The organism is Alteromonas gracilis, from assembly GCF_043642145.1.
Lineage (GTDB): Bacteria > Pseudomonadota > Gammaproteobacteria > Enterobacterales > Alteromonadaceae > Alteromonas > Alteromonas gracilis_B.
In genome coordinates this window covers 121,445-142,238 of record NZ_JBHZRZ010000003.1, presented here as the reverse complement: position 1 = coordinate 142,238, position 20,794 = coordinate 121,445, and the positions used below count along the sequence as shown (strand labels likewise).

Below are 20,794 nucleotides of genomic sequence, written 5' to 3'. Positions count from 1 at the left end.
ACAAGATTCATTTTATTTTAAAAGCCTTAAAGCGCATTATTTTATAGGTTTTGAACAGCAGTTATGTTTCGTAGTGTCTGGTTATCTTTATTGCTGGTTGTTAGCACGTGTGCTTTCGCATCGTCCAACCATATCTATTTTTTAAGTGAAGCAACTCCCCCCTACTATTCGCTTGACGAAAGCGGCAAAGCCCAAGGTGTCAATGTCGACTTAGTAAACGCGCTCAAACCATTACTCCCATTTACCAGTTCGTTGGAACACATGCCATGGGCCCGTGCATATCAAGAAACGCACGAAAAGCCAAACCTAGTGCTTTTATCATTGCTAAAAACGCCTAAAAGGGAAGACAAATTTCAGTGGCTTTTCGCGGTTAATCACATGCAAGCTGAACTCATTCGTTTAAAACGAAAAGACGTATCACACATTTCATCAATTGAGGATGCCAAGCGCTACAGAGTAGGCTCAGTTCGCGGTTATGGCGCAGCGACGTACTTGCAGCAAAAAGGCTTTGAAGAAAATAAAAATCTGGCCTTGGTTGCCGATACATCGTTGCTGTGGAAGCTGCTTTATATGGAGCGAATTGACTTTGCAATAGCAGATTTTAATACAGGTAAATATGAAATAAGTGATGCAGGGTACAATCCCGACGACGTGACCAGTGAATATGTGATTGAAGCGTTAGGTGCAGACCTTTTCGTGGCGACCGGACTTGAGACCGAGCAAGATAAAGTCGAAGCACTTAAAAGAGCATTGTTTATATTGGAGGCGAATGGCGAGTACGCACGTATCCTTAACAAGTGGGGACTAGAGCCATCTTTGGCAAACTAGTCCCTCTCTGCGTCCCTAAGCCTACATTTGGCCTCGACTAGTGTTGTTTTTTTATTGAGCGCTGTCGTACTTTTTAAACCACGCCAAGATGTTTTCAACCTTACCAATCATTCTAGAAGGTTTGGAAGCAATGCCGTGGGGTGACCCCGGTACTTTAACCAACACACTGTCCACTTTTTGCAGTTTAAGTGCCTGGTAAAACTGTTCGGTTTCTGACATTGGCGTGCGCTTATCCTCAACACCTGTAATCAGCATGGTTGGTGTGGTAACATTACCAACAAGCGATAGAGGTGAACGCTTCCAGTAATGTTCAACGTTTTCCCAAGGTTTACCCGGGAATTGGAAAGGTATTTGATACAACCCTGAGTCGGCGGTCAGCACCTTCGACAACCAATTGATTACAGGTTTCGCTACCACTGCAGCTTTAAAGCGATCTGTAAGGCCAATAGCATAGGCAGATGCAATACCACCCGCTGAGCCGCCTGTGATAAATAAGCGATTAGGATCGGCTATTCCTTTTTCGATTAGCGCATCAACTCCAGACATGTGATCTGAAAAATCGTATTCAGAGCTGTATTTACCCTGCAGAAGTAACGCAAAGCGCTCTCCGTAACCTGTGCTGCCCCTGTGGTTGTCGTAGAACACCACATAGCCTTCTGCAGCCATGCGCTGTAGCTCTGCAGTAAATACCGGACCGTAGGCTAAGTTGGGACCGCCGTGAATTTCTAAAATAAGTGGGTAAGTTTTTGAACTGTCGTAACTAGGTGGAAGAATGTACCAGCCATGAATTTCTTCACCATCAATCGATGACTGGTAAACAATTTCTTTTACTTCACCTAACTGCTTATGACCAAGTACATCTTCATTTAACGCGGTAAGTTGACGTTCTTTGCGTGTGGTAACGAACAAGTCTGCAGGGCGGTCGGTACGGCCTTTTGTATAAGCAACGACGTTGTCAACAGCATGGTAAGTCCCAAATACGTAAGGTCGTCCTAACGTGGTTCCACCAAGTCCGTTGGCAACGGTTTTGACTTTGCCAGATAAAGATATCACATCAACTTGCGCTAACCCGCGAACTGACTGCTGAAAATAAATGTGCTTGTTGTCTTTCCAATGAAAGTTAGATACTGAATTATCAATGTCTTTGGTTAAATTGATTGCTTCAGTACCATCGCTGTTCATTACGTACAAATAGCTGTTTTTATACATCACTTTTTCGTCATCGCGACGAGCATAAGCAATGCGCTTGCCGTCTGGCGAGGCTACGGGAGACGACTCATGCCCTTTATCATCCGTAAGTTGCGAGATATTTCCCATCATATCAACAGAGTAAATATCTGCTTCTACAGGCTCATACTCCCAGTTATCACTGCGATTAGCTGAAAAGTAAATTTTACTGCCATCAGGAGAAAAGCTTAAGCGCCCATTATGATGGTAGTTGCCCGAAGTGAGTTGTCTGGCAGTTCCGCCTTCAGAAGGTACAACGAAAATATGTGTGTAAGCGGGCTCTAGCACGCCTTTCCCATCGGCTTGATAGCGCGCTTTAGTAATGTATTTAAAGTCAGGAGACCATTTCGCGCCCTCAGGCTTTTTAGGCATTTTAACGTCTAAAGGCGTCTCTTTTTCATCCACACTCATGGTGAACGCAATATATTTACCGTCGGGGGACCATGTAATGTTACTCAGTGAGGAAGTGACATTGGTAACTAATGCCGTTTGCCCTGTATCCATCCAGCGAACATAAAGCTGCGGCTTGCCTTCCTCATCAGACAAATAGGCCAAGCGACTTCCGTCGGGTGACCAGCGAACAGAATAATAGCTTTTTTTCGATGACAATAAAGGGCGATTAGACTTACCATCAACCGATGCCAGCCATACATTCGCACGGCTACTGTCAGACATAATATCGTTTGAGCTACGCACGTAAGCCACATGCTCTCCATCTGGCGAGACTTGTACTTCACTGACATATTCTAAATTAAAAATATCTTCGGATTGAAAGTAACTGTTGTTATCGCTAACAGTAGTCTGTGACTCATCATTAGCAATAACATACGGAGACAGTGCCAAGGCTCCAACCGTACACAATGTAGCCCATAATCTCTGTCGCTGATTAGCCGTTTGTTTCTGGCAATTTTTTGTTAAAAACATAGTTCACCCTTTGTTTCCCTTTATTATTTATGCTTTTTTTAGCTGTGCACTACATATTACTGAATAAGTTCTGCGCTTTACATTTATGCGTTGAGCTGCCCAGTCAAGGCGATTAGGTGCGTTTATAGAACGCCTCGTTTTAGATGGTAGTCGCCTTAATTTAGCCGAATGGTTAGTTGCGCATAGAAGCTAAAATGCTTACGTTTGGGTAAGGCTTAAGGTAGTACTTAAATGAAAAATCCTCACGGCGAGTTTGAATGTTGTGTAAGTTCCTCACTGTTTTTTCAACTCGATAGAAGATGCGTTCGCCTCGTTGATAAGCCAAGGCTACTGTTTTGACAAAAGTGAGGCAGTGCGTTTTTTTAGTCGTTTTGATTTTTCTACTTAAAACCAAAAAGAGCGCCAAGGGCGCTCTTTTACATTTAATTTCAGGCTAGGCTAATTACGCTTTTGAAGCTTGGTAAATACCTTCAATTGCGTCGTCTAGTGTTTTTTCAAACTCTTCTTGAGACTGCTGTGCAGACACACCTTCAGTTAATGCACGAGAGAAACTTGCAATCATGCCTTGGTTTTCTGCCAGTTTTGCATTTGCTTCTTCACGGCTATAACCACCAGAAAGTGCAACCACTTTGAGTACGCGAGGGTGATCAACAAGCTCTTTATAGAAGTTAGCTTCTGTGGGTAGCGTTAGCTTAAGCATTACTTCTTCGCCTTCATTTAGAAGGTTAAGCTGAGTTAAGATCTCTAGCTTAAGAAGTGCTTCGGCTTCTGCTTTTTGTGGGCTATGAATATCCACTTCAGGCTCGATAATTGGAACCAAACCAGCAGCTAAAATTTGTTTACCCACTTCAAATTGCTGCGCAACAACGTCTTTAATGCCCTGATGATTAGCTAGCTTTACAACGCTGCGCATTTTGGTACCAAATACGTCTTGCGCAACGGCTTTGGCTAGCAATGCGTCAAGGCCTGGCATTGGCTTCATTACCTGCACGCCGTTACTCTCTTCAGCCAACCCTTTATCAACCTTTAGAAAAGGAATTACACGCTTCTTCTGCCACAGGAAATGCGCAGAAGACATGCCTTCAATTTCTCTATCAAGGGTGTTTTCAAACAAGATTGCGCCAAGAACGCGCTCGCCGCTAAAAGGGGTGCTGGTGATAATGCGCGTACGCATTTCGTGAACAAGGTTAAACATCTCTTCGTCTGAGCTGTATTCAGACTCTTCGATGCCGTATAAGCGTAACGCTTTAGGGGTACTACCGCCGCTTTGATCTAACGCTGCAATAAAACCGGTTTGCGTCTTCAGTTTATCCAGCATTGCCTGCTGAGCTTGTGATGCCATTGCAACACTCCTTTTGTATATTACTGCCTTAATAGACAGGTGTAGGGATTATTGTTATACCAATTCTATTAAAGATCTGTTTGTCCCAGACACGGCATGCCAGCACCTAAAGCAAACATATCTGTAATAAAATTGGTATTTATGCCTGCGTACTTCACTGTTTCGCAGGTGTAATCGTTTCCGATTACGTGGTCACGCTCAAAAAATGCTGTTACTGAGCGTGACACATTTTGGGGCAACATAAGTACTAGGCCACGTTTTAGTGCGCTGCTTTTATATGCAGCACACGGGCTTATTTATTTTTTTCTTCTAGTACCGCTACCGCGGGTAGTGTTTTGCCTTCCAAGAATTCAAGGAACGCGCCACCACCGGTTGAAATATAAGAAACCTTATCGGCAATCCCGTATTTATCAACGGCTGCTAGTGTATCACCACCACCTGCAATTGAGAACGCGTCGCTTGCCGCTATCGCTTCAGACAGCGCCTTGGTTCCCGCGCTGAACTGTTCAAATTCAAATACGCCTACAGGGCCATTCCACACAATTGTGCCTGCGTTTTTGATAATGTCTTCAAGCGCTTTTGACGAGTCTGGACCAATATCAAAAATCATATCGTCGTCGGCAACATCGCTAACTACTTTAAGTGTCGCTTCTGTATTTTCGTCAAACGCCTTGCCCACGACAACGTCTGTTGGCACTGGAATATTTCCGCCGTTCGACTGCGCTTCATTCATAAGCTGCGTAGCTTGTTCCGTTAAATCCATCTCTACTAGCGACTTACCTACATTATGACCTTGTGCGGCAATAAAGGTATTGGCAATACCGCCACCAACAATAAGCTGGTCTACTTTTTCTGCCAATGTTTTCAATACAGTAAGCTTGGTTGATACCTTTGAACCACCCACAATGGCAACCATTGGACGTTTTGGGTTATCCAGCGCTTTGCCAAGTGCATCTAATTCTGCAGCAAGTAACGGGCCAGCACACGCTTTGGGGGCGAATTTAGCAACGCCGTGGGTAGATGCTTGTGCACGGTGAGCAGTACCGAACGCATCCATAACAAAGATGTCGCATAGTGCTGCGTATTGTTTAGATAGCGCTTCGTCGTCTTTCTTTTCGCCGTTGTTAAAGCGGACGTTTTCAAGAATGACTAGTTCACCTTCTTCTAACTCTACGCCATCAAGATAGTCTTTTACTAACTTAACGGGTACGTCTAGGGCATCATTTAAGTAATCAACAACAGGTTGAAGAGAAAATTCATCAGAAGGCTCGCCTTCTGTAGGACGACCAAGGTGAGACATCACCATAACTGCTGCACCCGCGTCTAGGGCTGCTTTAATCGTGGGAATAGATGCCTTGATACGCGCATCAGAAGTTACTTTGCCGTTTTTTACCGGCACGTTTAAGTCTTGTCTAATTAGTACGCGCTGACCTTTTAAGGCCATATCGCTCATGCTTGGAATTGCCATCGTCTTTCCTTTGTTAATTTAAATCCAGTAGAGCGTGTTTGCTTTGTAAACACGCTCAAATTAACGGTGAAAGCTGCGCGGGCTGGTGCTACCAACCCTTGGCAGCATCAATGCTTTACTTTGCGTCGAACATCACTTTTGCTGTGTCGAGCATACGGTTTGCAAAACCCCATTCGTTGTCACACCACACCAGTGTTTTTACTAGCTGTTTGTGACTGACTCTTGTTTGTGTGCCATCTACAATACACGAGTGAGGGTCGTGATTGAAATCTACCGACACCAAAGGCTCTTCAGTGTAATCCAAAATACCCTGTAAACGCCCCGCCTTTGCGTTGCGAAGGGCTTGATTTACTTCGTCAATGGTTACCTTAGATTGCAGCGTCACGCTTAAGTCCATGGCAGTTACATTAATAGTTGGCACTCGAACTGCAATGGCTTCAAACTTACCTGCAAACTTAGGCAGAATGCGCTCTATGCCGGCAGCAAGGCGCGTATCAACGGGAATAATCGACTGACTTGCAGCACGTGTTCTGCGTAAATCTTCATGGTACGCATCAATAACCTGCTGGTCATGCATAGACGCATGAATGGTTGTGATCGTACCACTTTCAACACCGAACGCGGCGTCTAGCGCTTGGATAACCGGAACAATGCAGTTTGTGGTGCAAGAGCCATTAGAGACTAATTTTTGTTCACTGGTCAACGTGTCTTCGTTAGTACCAAAAATGACCGTGTTATCTAAATCGGGGGAACCAGGTGATGAGAAAAGCACTTTGCCAGCGCCTGCATCTAAATGCGCTTGCCCCGATGCTCTGTCATCAAACTTCCCCGTACACTCAAGCACAATATCAACGCCCAAGTCTTTCCACGGTAGGTCTTTAATATCGCTTATCGCGAGCAGCGTAATGTCGTCGCCTGCGACATTAAGTGTGTTGTTTTCTAAGGCCACATCAAAACGGAACCGCCCGTGGGCGGTGTCGTATTTAAGTAAATGTGCTATGCCTTCGGGTTTAGCAATGTCGTTTATGGCCACCACGTTAAATTCGTTGTTGCGCCCGCTTTCATAAAGCGCGCGCAGCACGTTGCGACCAATACGACCAAACCCATTTATGGCAATATTTACCATAGGCTTATCTATTACCTCTTACAGAGACAGTGCAGCCTCTACTACAGCGTCAGTGGTAATGTTGAAGTGCTTAAACAGGTCGCCAGCAGGTGCAGACTCACCAAAGGTGTCCATACCTACGATAGCGCCATTAAAGCCAACGTACTTGTACCAGCTGTCTTTCGACAAGGCTTCAACCGCCACGCGCTTAACCACGCTTGAAGGCAGTACGCTTTCACGGTAGTCAGCAGACTGACGGTCAAATACGTCAGTTGATGGCATAGACACTACGCGAACAACTTTACCTTGCTCGGTAAGTTTCTCTGCAGCTTCTACGGCTAGCTGAACCTCAGAACCAGTAGCAATAAGAATAAGCTCCGGCTTACCTTCGCAATCTTTAAGTACGTAACCGCCTTTGGCAATGTTAGCCACTTGGTCAGCCGTACGCTCTTGCTGCGCTAAGCCTTGGCGTGTGAAGATCAGCGTTGTTGGGCCGTCAGTGCGCTCAATAGCAGACTTCCACGACACAGCAGACTCAACCTGATCACAAGGGCGCCAGTTATCAAGGTTAGGCGTTGCTCGTAGCGCTACCACCTGCTCTACCGGCTGGTGAGTTGGGCCGTCTTCACCTAGACCAATTGAATCGTGGGTGTAAACGAAAATTGCAGGCTGCTTCATTAGTGCGGCCATACGTACCGCATTACGTGCATATTCCATAAACATTAGGAAGGTTGCACCGTATGCCTTGAAGCCACCGTGAAGGGCAATACCATTCATCATGGCCGACATACCAAATTCACGTACACCGTAATAAATGTAGTTACCTGATGCATCGTTTGCTTCAACGCCTTTGCTACCTTCCCAGATGGTAAGGTTAGAACCCGCAAGGTCGGCAGAGCCGCCTAATAGCTCAGGAAGTAACGGACCAAACGCGTTTAATGCATTTTGCGACGCTTTACGTGACGCGATATTTTGTGGGTTAGCTTGAAGCTCAGCAATAATGGCGTCTGCTTTGTCGCTGAAATCTGCTGGCAACTCGCCATTTACACGGCGTTTGAATTCTGCTGCAAGCTCTGGGTAGGCGGCTTCGTATGCTGCGAAAGCGTCATTCCAAGCGCTTTCTGCTTTTGAGCCTTTGTCTTTACCATTCCAGCCCGCGTAAATGTCGTCTGGAATTTCAAATGCGCCATGGCTCCAGCCAAGCTTCTCACGTGTAGCAACGATTTCATCTTCACCTAGTGGTGCGCCGTGGCAAGACTCTGTACCTTCTTTATTTGGTGAACCAAAACCAATAGTGGTTTTACAGCAAATAAGCGTTGGCTGCGTTGTATTCGCCTGTGCCTTTTCAATGGCGGCTTTCACTTGCTCTGCATCGTGACCGTCAACGCCATCGATCACTTCCCAACCGTAGCTCTTGAAGCGTGCTGGTGTATCGTCGGTGAACCAACCTTCCACTTCGCCATCAATTGAAATGCCGTTGTCATCCCAAAACGCGATAAGCTTACCAAGGCCTAGTGTACCGGCTAGTGAACAGGTCTCATGTGAGATACCTTCCATCAAGCAGCCGTCACCTAGGAATGCGTAGGTGTGGTGGTCAACAATAGTGTGACCATCTTTGTTAAATTGTGCAGCTAGTACTTTTTCGGCAAGCGCCATGCCCACAGCATTACTGATACCTTGGCCTAGTGGGCCAGTGGTCGTTTCAACACCTGGCGCATAACCGTACTCTGGGTGACCTGGCGTTTTTGAATGCAATTGGCGGAAGTTCTTTAACTCTTCGATTGGCAGTTCGTAGCCTGAAAGGTGAAGAAGAGAGTACAACAGCATCGAGCCGTGACCATTTGAAAGCACAAAACGATCGCGGTTAGCCCAAGATGGGTTTGCAGGGTTGTGTGATAAGAAATCACCCCATAGTACCTGTGCGATATCAGCCATCCCCATTGGGGCACCTGGGTGACCAGATTTAGCTTGTTGAACGGCATCCATGCTTAATGCACGGATTGCATTGGCGAGTTCACGACGAGAGGGCATGTTGTCTCCTGATTTATTTTGTATCTTTTGTTTCGTATCTTAGCGGGCTAGGCAAGCTAGACGAGCGTAGAGGTAAGGCGTTCGCTCTACTTCTTTATACGAATGAATGTGGCGTTATTCTTACCTATGCCACCTTACAGTTCAATGGGTTTTGATTGCCAATAGTGAAAGTCATAGTAAAAAATGGTCTATAACATAATAAGTACGTATCTTCATTACAGCAAAACTCGTCTGTTCTAGCATTACGTTCCTGAATTACAAGCTGAATACCCCTAATAGTGATCGGGTTATGTCAACAATTCGTAACGAAGAGACTTTTAGACGTCTAGAAGTAAAGACTGGTATTTATATCTTGTTTTAGTACAATAAACGACTATTTTGATAAATTAACGCTTACGGAGCATATATGGCCACGCATTTATTCACATCCGAGTCAGTGTCTGAAGGACATCCGGACAAAATTGCTGATCAGATCTCAGATGCGGTTCTTGACGCTATTTTAGAACAAGATCCTCGCGCTCGGGTGGCCTGCGAAACGTATGTAAAAACCGGTATGGTTTTAGTAGGAGGTGAAGTCACCACCTCTGCATGGGTAGACATTGAAGAACTTACCCGCAAAACAGTAAAAGAAATTGGCTACACGCACTCAGATATGGGGTTTGACGCCGATTCGTGTGCGGTACTAAACGCTATTGGTAAACAATCTCCAGACATCAATCAAGGTGTTGACCGCGAAAGCTTGGAAGAGCAAGGTGCGGGTGACCAAGGCCTAATGTTTGGTTACGCCAGCGACGAAACTGACGTGCTTATGCCAGCACCAATTACCTACTCTCACCGTCTTGTTCAAAAGCAAGCCGAAGTACGTAAGTCGGGCAACCTAGAATGGTTGCGCCCAGATGCAAAAAGCCAAATTACTTTCAAGTATGAAAACGACAAGCCGGTAGGCATCGATGCAGTTGTATTATCAACCCAGCACTGTGATTCGGTAAGCACTGAAACAGTTCGCGAAGCGGTAATGGAAGAAATCATTAAGCCAGTACTCCCTAGCGAATGGATTGATGGCAATACACGCTTTCACATCAACCCAACGGGTCGATTTGTTATCGGTGGTCCAATGGGCGATTGTGGCTTAACAGGTCGTAAAATCATTGTCGATACTTACGGCGGTATGGCACGTCACGGCGGCGGCGCGTTCTCAGGTAAAGATCCATCAAAAGTTGACCGAAGCGCGGCATACGCGGGGCGTTATGTTGCTAAGAACATTGTTGCAGCGGGTCTTGCTAAGCGCTGTGAAATTCAAGTGTCTTACGCCATTGGTGTAGCAGAACCTACATCTATCAGCATCGATACCTTTGGTACTGGTGTAGTAGATGAAAAAACATTGGTTGCACTGGTTCGCGAACACTTTGATTTACGCCCTTACGGCCTTATTCAAATGCTTGACCTTGAGCGACCTATTTATCGTCCAACGGCTGCATACGGTCACTTTGGTCGTGATGAATTCCCATGGGAAGCAACAGACAAAGCGGAAGCGTTAAAAGCATCGGTTTAATCCGATAAGCATCAAACCCTCTGCTTGAAACGCCGCTTGGTTTGCCGACTAATTTAAAAATTAGTTGCTGCAAATCGGCGGCGTTTTTTGTTTGTATTAATGTAGAAAATAAAAAAGCAATAATAATATTTTTAAGATTTATTTTTTACAGCTATGATTAAAAAACGCACACACCACTTCTTGCACTTCTTAAGTAATTGCAGGTCGTGATAACAATAATTTGGGCACGTCAATGAATGTAGCTTCCAATACCTTCATAGCACTCACTTTTATCGCGAGTTTATTCGCTACGCCCGTTATTGCAAACGTGTTAGAACCTCACCACAGCCCCATTCAATTCAAGAGTAAAAAAGTAAAACGCTGGCAGCTAAACAGTATGTACCGCGTACAAACCATTACTGAGACCTATCAATACGACAATAGTTTTACCTACCCAGCTGGCTCACAGGGTATGTTTAGCGCTAGTAGGCAGTTTAATACAGGCGTTCCTCAAAGCGTTTATGCGACATACAGAACAAATAATACGGCGTTTCAACATTACGCTGAATGGCTTTACTTGCCGCATGATGTCGGAACTTTCACTCGTTTAGGTTGGCTACTTGGTGGACAAAAGGGACTGAATATGGCGGTTGAATTAGAACATCGACAAGTGGGAAAAGAAGAAAATATGGCGTTATCGCTGGGTGTCAATTACTTGTTCTAGTCGAATACTACACAAAGTTACACGTTCTTAAGCTGACAAGATTCATTACAAGCAAGCGTAACATGATAAATCACGATTGTGTTTCAGCAAGAGTGTGTGCATAGGTCTGTTGAATAATTAATGCATCAGCACTGGCTCTGTGGCGCTTTAGGTCAAGCTTTGTTGCAAGACGCTTTTTTACATTGTGCCATACGTTCATTTGCGCCTCGGATAAAATGTATTCAAGCGCACGACAGGTAAAAGACATTTCAACTTGCGCGGCAGCATATAGCTTTATTAACCAAGGGTTATCAACAACCCAACCATCGCTGTACACTACAGTATTACCTAAAAAGTTATTAAGCTCGATGCAAACCTTATGAGGCTCTTCTCCCCTAGCCTGCAACATTTGTTGTGTTATGCCGTGAAGTGACTCTGCTTTCTTATCCCAATGCACCCATGAATCGAAGGGTCTAAGCAGTTTACACCACTTTGCACCATCATAGCGCACGACACCAATCTCAATGGGATAACTCGCTGCGCCAAATCCACTTGCTTCTATATCTATTATTGTTGGCTGGGTAATATTTCGCACTTACACTCCAAACTGCTGTTTAATGCTGATTGCTACGTTGGCAAACTTTTTTAAGAAGATGGGTAAGCACCGCATCCACTAAATCAGTACAACTAAACAGATTTAAACGTTGTTTAGTAAATGTACAACCATTCTTAGTTAAGCGTAAGACAATGGCAGAATCGTGCCACTTTTCTCGAAATGAACCTAAACTAAACGAAGCGAGGCACATAAAACACGTTAAAAAAGCAAGAAACTTATACTAAAGAATAATACGTTGACACTTAAACACGCCTCGCATTGCTATACACTTTTAAGGTTAACTTTTAGGTAATCTATTCATGCGTGCAACATCGTTCTTTCTCTCGCTCTTCTGTATTTTTTCGTTTTTCACGGCAAGTAAAGCAAGCAGTTCAACCGAGCCGCTGATTATCGGTATTGACGCTGACCTTTCAGCAGTGGCTGTCGAAGGTGGAATTGCGATTACCAGAGGAGTAGAACTAGCGGTTGACGAAATAAATGCCAAAGGAGGCATTTTAGGCCGACAAGTTAAAATTGTTGCAAAAGATCATCGTGGAAACCCCGCAAGAGGGGTTTATAACATTGAGCAGTTTTCTCAAACGCCTAACTTACTTGCTGTGGTTGGCGGTGTTCATACACCTGTGGTACTTGCTGAAATAGATGTCATACATGAGAAGAACCTGCTTATGCTTGTACCTTGGGCAGCAGGTACCCCAATAGTTGATAATGGCTACACTCCAAACAACATATTTCGGGTATCTGTTCGCGATGCAGAAGCGGCGCCAGTTCTCATCAACCACGTCAAGCAGTTAGGCTTGGCTGATGTCGCACTTGTACTGGAAAGGACGGGATGGGGACGGTCAAACCTTGAGTCGCTTAATAAAGCCGCAAATGAACAGGGAATAAATATCACTGGAACCCATTGGATTAATTGGCAGCAGAAAGATTTCTCTGAAGATATTGCCGCAATAAAACGTGCCAAAGCCGAAGGCATTATTTTAGTAACTAATGTACCAGAGGGTGTTGTTGTTCTTGATGAAATGGCCGAACAGAACATGAACTCACTTCCTGTTATCTCACACTGGGGGGTTGCATCAGGTCAATTTGCCTCTTCCCTAGCCAATCCAATCAGCGATTTTAATGTGGCGGTGCTGCAAACCTTTCACTTTAATCAACAGAAAAATGCCAAGGCAAAAAGGTTGTTAGAGGCCTATCATAATAAGTACGGCCTTATTGATGCGTCGGCGATTGGTGGCGTTACAGGTTTAGCTCATGCTTATGATTTAATTCACTTAATAGCCGCAGCTGCCGATAAAGCTGGTAGTATAAAAGTTGATGAACTACGCAGCGCACTTCAGTCGCTTGAAAATGTGCAAGGCGCAGTTAAAAACTACACCGCTCCATTTACACAAAACCGACACGATGCACTTTGGTCAAAGGATTATTTTATGACTAGGTTTAATGAAAACGGCCACTTGGTAACAACAGGCACGCAATAATGCAGCAACAACCACCTAGGTTACGCGCTCTATTACTTTCAAGTATGCTGCCGCGACTTGTTTTATTGGTCACGGTGCTGTCTATCTTACTGTTCGCACTGTCTTTCCATTTTATCGTTAAACAAACAGATCGCCTACAGCAGCAGTCTGTGGTTGGGTTAGAGCAAGACATCAGTTACATTGTTAGCGACACCACCAGACAGCTGGCTGACCTTGCTGCGAACGATATTATTATCAACGCCCTTGTCGATTTCGAGCAACGTGACAACTACCTGCCTATGTTCTTCCGTTCTTTGAATCTAACTCAGGCAAAGAGCGTGGAATTCGCACTATTTGATTTCGCTGGCAATCGGGTTATTGATAAAAACTGGAACGAGTCTATACCTGAGTCATTAAGCAGCGCTTGGCGTCAGCAAACGTTAGGCTCATCAAATACCTTTTCATCAGTCTCACAATATGGCGTGCTTATAAGTGTTCCTGTGCTGCTAAGAGGTGTGGCCGAAGGTGCGCTTGTTATGTACGTCGACAGCTTGCAGTCTTTATTAGCGCCCTACCCGCGCTTAACCAATCAGTTGGTAACCGACTCGAGTGGGTATGTGCTATTTAGCAGCGAACCTTCGCTTATTGCGCCAAATTCAGATTTTGCCGACTTTAACGACACCGGTTATGCCATTAAACGAGCAGATTGGCAAAACCTTATCTTGTATAGTGTTAAGCCCATGATAACCGCATACAGGGAAGCGGCGTGGACAGGTATTGTGTTGCTGGCCATGATTGTTGGCTTTGTGTTTATTATTTTACATATGGTAAGCATGACAGGGTCTTTGGCGGAACGTACACTTTCGACTTTGTACAACGACATCAAAAACCGCTTAAACAGCCAAGAAGAAACACCGCTTCTTGATGAAAGTGACGTTGAGGCCCAAGAGTTGGCTGACATTCGTAAAGCATTCGACAAGCTTATTTGGGATCTAACTGAAGTCTCTTTGTCTAACGAGCAGTTTTCTAATGTCTTAGAGTCGATGGGTGACATGTTGGTGGTGGTCGATCACGACAAACAAATTTTACTGTCCAATAAACGATTTGATGATTTCTGCAACGACCAGTACGGCGAAAAGAACGGTATATTAAAATATATAATTCAGAAACTTGCGCTGGTGGACAACGACGAACTTACCCACTTTTCAGTGAAAACAGGGCAGGAACGCTTTATTCATTGGACCAAAACGTCGCTTGCCGATGCTAACGGCAATGTTCGCGGTAATATTTATGTTGGAAGCGATGAAACCGAGCAGCGCTCTCTGGAGAGTCATGTAAAAGTACTCACTCATGCCATGGACGAAGCGACAGTATCAATTATCATTTCAGACATTAAGCGTGTAGGCCAACCGGTAATTTACGTAAACAGCGCGTTTGAAGAGCTTACTGGCTATACAGCCAAAGAAATGATTGGGCACAACTGCCGCGCAATGCAGGGAGCGAAGACCAATCAGCAAACGGTCGATCAAATCAGCAAAGCAATTGCAACCCGCGAACCTATTGAAACTACACTGCTTAACTACAAGAAAGATGGAAGCGCATTCTACAACCGCTTGAACTTAACCCCCGTTAAGACGAACGGTGAAGTCACACACTATATTGGTTTTCAACAAGACGTCACTCAGCAACGTAAAACCGAGCAATACTTGCAAGAAGCACGCGAAAAAGCAGAAGAATCAGCGCGTCTTAAGTCTAGCTTCTTGGCAAGTATGAGCCATGAAATACGTACGCCTATCCACGGGATTTCTGGCGTATTACAGCTGTTAGCTGCGTCAAAACTTAACGATGACCAAAAACACTATTTGTCGCTGGCTAAATTCAGTATTCAAGGTCTTCTGCACATAGTTAATGATATTTTGGATTTTTCTAAAATTGAGGCGGGTCAGCTGCAGATTGAAGAAAACCCTTTCGATATTTTAGAATCACTTGAGCACCTTCAAAGCCAGTATGCCATTATGTGCCAAGAGAAAGGCTTAGCGTTACACTTCCACTTCGATCTTCAAGGTTTTCATATTGTTCAAGGCGACGATGTACGCTTTAGACAAATTCTTTCAAACTTGCTTGGCAATGCGGTTAAATTTACTGAAAAGGGGAGCATTGAGGTAACGACCAGCATTAAACAGAATGCTAATCACACCCTTACCTTGTTGTGCAGCGTCAAAGATACCGGTATAGGCATTGCGCAAGACAAACAAGGAACAATTTTCGATGTCTTTACTCAGGAAGACTTATCGACTACTCGAAAGTTCGGCGGCACGGGGCTTGGCCTTTCTATAAGCAAGCAGCTCTGTGAGCTAATGGGTGGCACGATACATCTTGATAGCGTTAAAGGTAGTGGAAGCACGTTCTCTTTCACCATATTGCTTGAGCAAGCCGATGAGGCACTGCTTAAGCCAGTTTACAGCGCGTCTGACCTTAACAAAGAAAAAGGTAAAAAGTTAAAAGTCCTCATTGTTGAAGACAACGATATTAACCAAGTGATTGTTAAGCAGCACTTGAATAATCATACGACACTGAGCGCAAAATCAGGAATAGAAGCGCTAGAGGCGCTCAATAAAATGAAGGTTACATTTGACGTCATTTTAATGGACTGCCAAATGCCAGAAATGGACGGGTTCGAAGCCACCAAACGAATTAGAAAAGGAGAAGCTGGCACAAGATACGTTGACGTGCCAATCATTGCACTGACAGCGAATGCAATGAAAGGTGATAAGGAACGTTGCGTTAATGCAGGTATGGATGACTACTTAAGTAAGCCGTTTGATGCCAGCGACCTCATGGAGAAAATTGAGCACTGGGCAAGTGTTGAAAGAGATAACGAATCAAATGTTTTATACTAGTTCCAATTAATCGGAGCCTTTGATTGTACGTTTTTCAAAAAATAATGAAGGGCATGAAACCATGTCTTTCACTCATTCTTTTTATCACTGCCTCGCTTTGCTTTAGCCAAGCAATTGCGAGCGAAGTTTTGCGCTATAATTTGGGGACATCTGGAAGCTCGATACCTTATGAGAATGCCGTAGATGAGAAAAGAGCAGGCATTCTAGTAGAAATCTTACCGTTAATAATGGACCGCGCGGGGATAAAAACAGAAAAAGTTATGCTTTCCACAAAAAGAGCCATGGTTGCTTTCAAGACAGGTGCTCTCGATTTTGATTTTTTTAGCCCAAGCTGGCTTTCAAGTGACGAGCCTGCGGGCGACTTTACTTTTTCAATTCCAATCTTAGACGTTACAGAATATTTTATAACCCTTCCTGAAAATCAAGGCCGCTACCCCAACGTTGAATCTATTTACGGAGAAACCGTGGGAATGATATCAGGCTATGTTTATTTCAATTCTCACCAATTCGTGCGAATGGATTTTCAAGCTGAAAGTAATCTTATTTTAGCGCTGGGCAAAAAGCGGATAGATGTGATTATTATGGAAGAAGCCTCTTCTCGTTATTGGTCAGCGGTTCACGGTATAAACATTACTTTGGGTCCTGTGCATACAGAAGGCAAACTCGCGCTGCGTGTTCATAATCGCCATAAAGATAAGTTACCGGCGATAAATAATGCCATCGCTTACCTTAAAGAAACGGGGCAAATAGACAAGATACTTGAGAAATACTCCGACTTTTCGCTTTAAAATTGGCTGTTCTCAATTAAGAGAGTACCTCCTTTCAGCATAGCAATAATTAAAGTCTTCCCATTCGCTTCAACGTTAACCACACTCACGTTCACCCCTTCAACATTGGAGACTAGTTTAGATTTTCTGCTGAGGGTTTTCTCCATCGTTGTTTTTGACGTACTACGCTGAAAACAACATGAAATTTAACTGATTGAAAAAAGAGGCAGAGACAAACCATTGCCATACCAACCCAGCCCACCGGCTCAAATACTTCGCCAATTAAAAAGACTGCAAAAAGGGTAGCAACAATGGGCTCTATAAGTGTAATAAGCGTTGCCTTGCTAGCTTCAATAGTGCGCAGCCCATAACCAAATAGTAGGTAACCTAAAAACATCGGCACTACCGCCATGTAAAGCGAAACTGAGGTATTCACTGCGTTAGCAAACAGGTTTTGCCCGGTGAACCAAAGTGAAGGGAGTAATATCAAAGCAGCACACCCAAAAAGTGCAGCCACGGTAGATTTCGAGTTTATCCCCGTATCAATTAACAGCTTCGCTGCCCATGAATATCCAGCATAGGTTAACCCTGCAACCAAGCCTAACAAGATACCTGCTACTTGACTATTGTGATGCTCTGCTAAACCCATTGTGCCATATGACTTGCTCATGGCTAATAATCCAATTCCTATTGCGCCTAAAACAAAGCTAACAACCCACATTAAGGAAACGGACTTTCTACTCAAGAAATACTCTAAGAGAGCCGCAAACAAAGGTGCACTGGCGATTGATACTACTGTTCCTGTCGCAACACCTGATAGTCGCATGGCACTATAAAATACTAGGGGATAAACGGCCACACAAGCACTGCCAAAAAGAAAGATCCATGGTCTTAAAAACATGAGGCGCGCTTCTTTAAGCAAAAGCTTTCGCGCACTGAAGCACAATAGAACGCCACCAGCCCCCATTGCAAATGCGCCAATTGCAAGCGGGCTTATTGCAGGTGCGAATTGAGCAGCTGTTCCGGTTGTTCCCCATAAAAAGCTTGCAATAACAATGGCAACAACGCCTTTCGCTGCTGAGTGTGTGTTAACTATGCCATCCAACGTGTTGGTCTCCATCTCAATGTTAAGGCTGCAAGAGTTATGGTTTTCCCTCATCCATGTGACGAGAAAATTGCTCACAACATCAACTTTTTTAGGTCTGTTTACAAAAATCATTGGCATTAATCATAATGAGATTTGAACCGTTGTATTTAGCCAGATAGGCGGTTTTTTTGACTTTTTAGACGCAAGATTAGAACAAGATAAAATAAACATTTCATCAACATAAGCAACAAAACAAAAGAAAACACCAAAAAAGCGAAAGTTTTATTTCTCAAAATGTAGAAATGGCCAACTTTTTTTGCCACATTACGCCCTTACCTAATTACAAAATAAAAACAACCCAACCTGGATGGACTTATGTTTAAATTAGAAAAGTCGACGTTTCGACGCAGCACACTTAGCGTGGCTATTATGGGGCTACTCAGCTCTGGTGTAATGGCACAGGACACACAACAAGCAGATGATGATGACTTTGAGCAGATTATAGTAACTGCTACAAAGCGTGCAGAATCAATAGAAGACATTCCTTTTTCAATTAACGCACAAACACAGCGAGATTTTGAGCGCAGCGGCGCTGGAAACCTTGAAGATGTCGCGAGAAACGTGGCGAGCGTTTCTATTCAAAATTTAGGGCCGGGACAAAGCCAAGTTTCCATGCGTGGTGTATCGGCAGGGCAAATTGTACGTGACCAGCCTGGCGTAAAGGAGCAGGTAGGTGTGTACCTTGATGAAAGCGTTATCTCGCTGTCGTTGTTCACACCCGACTTAGATTTGTTTGACTTAAACCGTATTGAAACGTTGCGCGGCCCGCAAGGTACGCTTTTCGGTTCAGGCTCTATCGGCGGCACACTTCGCTACATTACCAATCAGCCCGAGCTAGATACTTTTGAAGGAAAATTCGAAGCCAATCTAAACTCTGTTACAGACGGTGGTGTAGGTGGCCACGTTAAAGGCATGGTAAACGTGCCAATTTCTGACACCGTTGCGATGCGCGCAGTGTTCTACCGCACTGATTACGCGGGGTTCATTGATGCGCTTGGAGAAAACGGGGCGTTTAGCGAGGATGTTAACGACGGTGACAGAACAGGAGGACGCATTGCGTTTATCATAGAGCCAAACGACAAGCTAACCATTACACCACGACTGATCTTTCAAGAATTGGAAATGAATGGGTTTAACAGGCAAGAAGTTTACAACGTCTTTGCTAACCCCTACACCACAACTCGCCCGGCGATTCAGCTAGGTGAACGAGAGCAGTACTTGCTGCTTGAAGAAGGTTTTTCTGACGACACACTTATTGCAGATCTTACAGCTGAATACCGCGCCGACATTGCCGATTTTACCTTCGTTTACAGCTATACCGACCGTGACATTTTAGTAAGCCGTGATGCCAGCGCTTTGTCAGGCTCTGTAAGTATCGATTTAGGTTTTCCTGATGAAGCCGTGTTATTACCGTCAAACCTATTAGATAGAACCGAAGTTGAACAAGATACTTTCGAACTTCGTGCCGCCTCAAATGACGATGGTGCACTAGACTGGCTTGTTGGTGCATTTTATTCAGCGACTGATCGGGTCTATGACCAATCTCTGCCTACACCGGGTTACGATGCATTTACTGATGCAACATTAGGTGAAGGCACATCTGCAGCCGTTGCCAATAGTTTTGGGGCCGATTCACCTTACAACGCTTTTTTACCTTACGATTTAAAGCAACTAGCCGTGTTTGGCGAAGTTAACTACCAAGTGAATGATGATTTCAAAATGACCGTAGGGTCACGCTTTTACGACTTTGAAGAAGAGCGTCAATTTATCTCTGGCGGGCTGTTTTCCAATGGTGATAACCAGACCGACTCAACAGAATCTGACGGCTTTACCTCAAGAGTAATTGGCCAATATAGCGTGAACGAAAACGTTAACCTGAATGCGCAAGTGTCTCAGGGGTTTAGACTGGGCGGCGTAAACGACCCGCTGAACAGAAGTCTGTGTACTGACCAAGATGAGGCGATTTTTGGTTCGTTCCAAGATTATGACGATGAAAAGCTAACCAACTACGAGATTGGCGTTAAGTCGTCAGGTCGTGGCTGGACAGCCAACGTTTCGGCTTTCTACAACGACATTGAAGACCTTCAAGTAACTTTAGATGCAGGCTCTTGTTCATCACGTGTCTCGTTTAACGTGCCTGATGCACACACCCAAGGCATTGAATTTGAGCTTACTCGTCAGTTTACCGAACAGCTGTTTTTCTCATTAACCGGCAGCATTATTGAAGCCGAGTTTGATTCAACGGTTGTAGATGGTGGTGGCGCAGTGCTTGGCGGTGTTGCAGACGGAAATCGCCTAGCGTCAGTACCAGAAGAGAGCTTTGCTATTGCGTTTACTTACGATTTAGCTGAGCCGCTTTTCTCTTCAAACAACACGTATTTCCAAGGATCGTATCAGTACGTTGGCGATCGTATTACACAGCCTAGCGACCAAGTTGCCGGAGCAGGTGTATTTACCTCTGGCCTTGCCTTCGGGGGCGCAACGGGCAACGAAGCCACCGAGCTTGATTTGCTACTAGATGATTATGGCACAATGAACATGAGCTTTGGATTAACGTATGATGACTATGAAATTTTGTTGTATGCCAACAACCTGTTTGATGAAAACGCAGAACTGTCGTTTGATAGAGAACGTGGTGGCCGAGCTCGACTTGGGTTCACTGTAAACCAGCCTCGCACTATCGGCGCAACCTTCCGTTATTTCTTCCAGTAACGGACAAGAAGACATCTCTGCCTGAGGAAATATACC

Annotated in this window: 14 protein-coding genes; 7 read left to right on the top strand and 7 right to left on the bottom strand. The window is 44.6% G+C overall.

Going from position 1 to position 20,794, the window contains the following annotated elements:
- The first annotated feature begins 63 nt into the window (after window positions 1–63).
- Complete coding sequence (locus tag ACHUFN_RS07565; RefSeq protein WP_394221721.1) at window positions 64–828, top strand: substrate-binding periplasmic protein; 765 nt, start codon at window positions 64–66, stop codon at window positions 826–828.
- A 51-nt stretch (window positions 829–879) separates the two neighbouring features.
- Here ACHUFN_RS07565 and ACHUFN_RS07560 read toward each other — a convergent pair whose 3' ends face one another.
- From ACHUFN_RS07560 to tkt, 5 genes are all read right to left on the bottom strand, one after another.
- Window positions 880–2,979: a S9 family peptidase gene (locus ACHUFN_RS07560; protein ID WP_394221720.1), complete on the bottom strand. Its 2,100-nt coding sequence runs from the start codon at window positions 2,977–2,979 to the stop codon at window positions 880–882.
- 442 nt (window positions 2,980–3,421) lie between these two features.
- The gene (locus tag ACHUFN_RS07555; RefSeq protein WP_394221719.1) at window positions 3,422–4,321 is read right to left on the bottom strand and encodes a fructose bisphosphate aldolase; all 900 of its coding nucleotides are present in this window, start codon (window positions 4,319–4,321) and stop codon (window positions 3,422–3,424) included.
- Between the two features lie 292 nt (window positions 4,322–4,613).
- Window positions 4,614–5,789 carry a phosphoglycerate kinase gene (locus ACHUFN_RS07550; RefSeq protein ID WP_394221718.1) on the bottom strand — a complete coding sequence of 392 codons (1,176 nt, stop codon included), beginning with the start codon at window positions 5,787–5,789 and terminating at the stop codon, window positions 4,614–4,616.
- Between the two features lie 115 nt (window positions 5,790–5,904).
- Window positions 5,905–6,915: an erythrose-4-phosphate dehydrogenase gene (epd, locus tag ACHUFN_RS07545; protein WP_394221717.1), complete on the bottom strand. Its 1,011-nt coding sequence runs from the start codon at window positions 6,913–6,915 to the stop codon at window positions 5,905–5,907.
- Window positions 6,916–6,933: 18 nt separating this feature from the next.
- On the bottom strand, window positions 6,934–8,925 hold the full coding sequence (gene tkt, locus ACHUFN_RS07540) for a transketolase (protein ID WP_394221716.1): 1,992 nt from the start codon (window positions 8,923–8,925) through the stop codon (window positions 6,934–6,936).
- Window positions 8,926–9,331: 406 nt separating this feature from the next.
- On the opposite strand from tkt, the gene metK reads away from it, so the two are divergent.
- On the top strand, window positions 9,332–10,477 hold the full coding sequence (gene metK, locus ACHUFN_RS07535; protein ID WP_394221715.1) for a methionine adenosyltransferase: 1,146 nt from the start codon (window positions 9,332–9,334) through the stop codon (window positions 10,475–10,477).
- A 232-nt stretch (window positions 10,478–10,709) separates the two neighbouring features.
- Window positions 10,710–11,180: a hypothetical protein gene (locus tag ACHUFN_RS07530; RefSeq protein ID WP_394221713.1), complete on the top strand. Its 471-nt coding sequence runs from the start codon at window positions 10,710–10,712 to the stop codon at window positions 11,178–11,180.
- Between the two features lie 70 nt (window positions 11,181–11,250).
- On the opposite strand, the gene ACHUFN_RS07525 is transcribed toward ACHUFN_RS07530, so the two are convergent.
- Window positions 11,251–11,754, bottom strand: a complete 504-nt coding sequence (locus tag ACHUFN_RS07525) for a 3'-5' exonuclease (RefSeq protein WP_394221712.1) — start codon at window positions 11,752–11,754, stop codon at window positions 11,251–11,253.
- A 320-nt stretch (window positions 11,755–12,074) separates the two neighbouring features.
- Between ACHUFN_RS07525 and ACHUFN_RS07520 the strand changes: the two genes are divergently transcribed.
- From ACHUFN_RS07520 to ACHUFN_RS07510, 3 genes are read left to right on the top strand one after another with little or no spacing between them, the layout of a single operon-like run.
- Window positions 12,075–13,253, top strand: coding sequence for an ABC transporter substrate-binding protein (locus ACHUFN_RS07520; protein ID WP_394221711.1), 1,179 nt, complete (start codon window positions 12,075–12,077; stop codon window positions 13,251–13,253).
- Entirely contained in the window at window positions 13,253–16,132 is a 2,880-nt protein-coding gene (locus ACHUFN_RS07515; RefSeq protein ID WP_394221710.1) for an ATP-binding protein, read from the top strand. The genes ACHUFN_RS07520 and ACHUFN_RS07515 overlap by 1 nt, the downstream gene beginning before the upstream one ends.
- Window positions 16,133–16,185: 53 nt before the next feature.
- On the top strand, window positions 16,186–16,920 hold the full coding sequence (locus tag ACHUFN_RS07510) for a substrate-binding periplasmic protein (RefSeq protein ID WP_394221709.1): 735 nt from the start codon (window positions 16,186–16,188) through the stop codon (window positions 16,918–16,920).
- Window positions 16,921–17,032: 112 nt separating this feature from the next.
- Here the strand turns inward: ACHUFN_RS07510 and ACHUFN_RS07505 are convergent, their stop codons facing one another.
- The gene (locus ACHUFN_RS07505) at window positions 17,033–18,019 is read right to left on the bottom strand and encodes a DMT family transporter (RefSeq protein WP_394222093.1); all 987 of its coding nucleotides are present in this window, start codon (window positions 18,017–18,019) and stop codon (window positions 17,033–17,035) included.
- Between the two features lie 342 nt (window positions 18,020–18,361).
- Between ACHUFN_RS07505 and ACHUFN_RS07500 the strand changes: the two genes are divergently transcribed.
- Window positions 18,362–20,758: a TonB-dependent receptor gene (locus ACHUFN_RS07500; protein ID WP_394221708.1), complete on the top strand. Its 2,397-nt coding sequence runs from the start codon at window positions 18,362–18,364 to the stop codon at window positions 20,756–20,758.
- The last annotated feature ends 36 nt before the right edge of the window (window positions 20,759–20,794 follow it).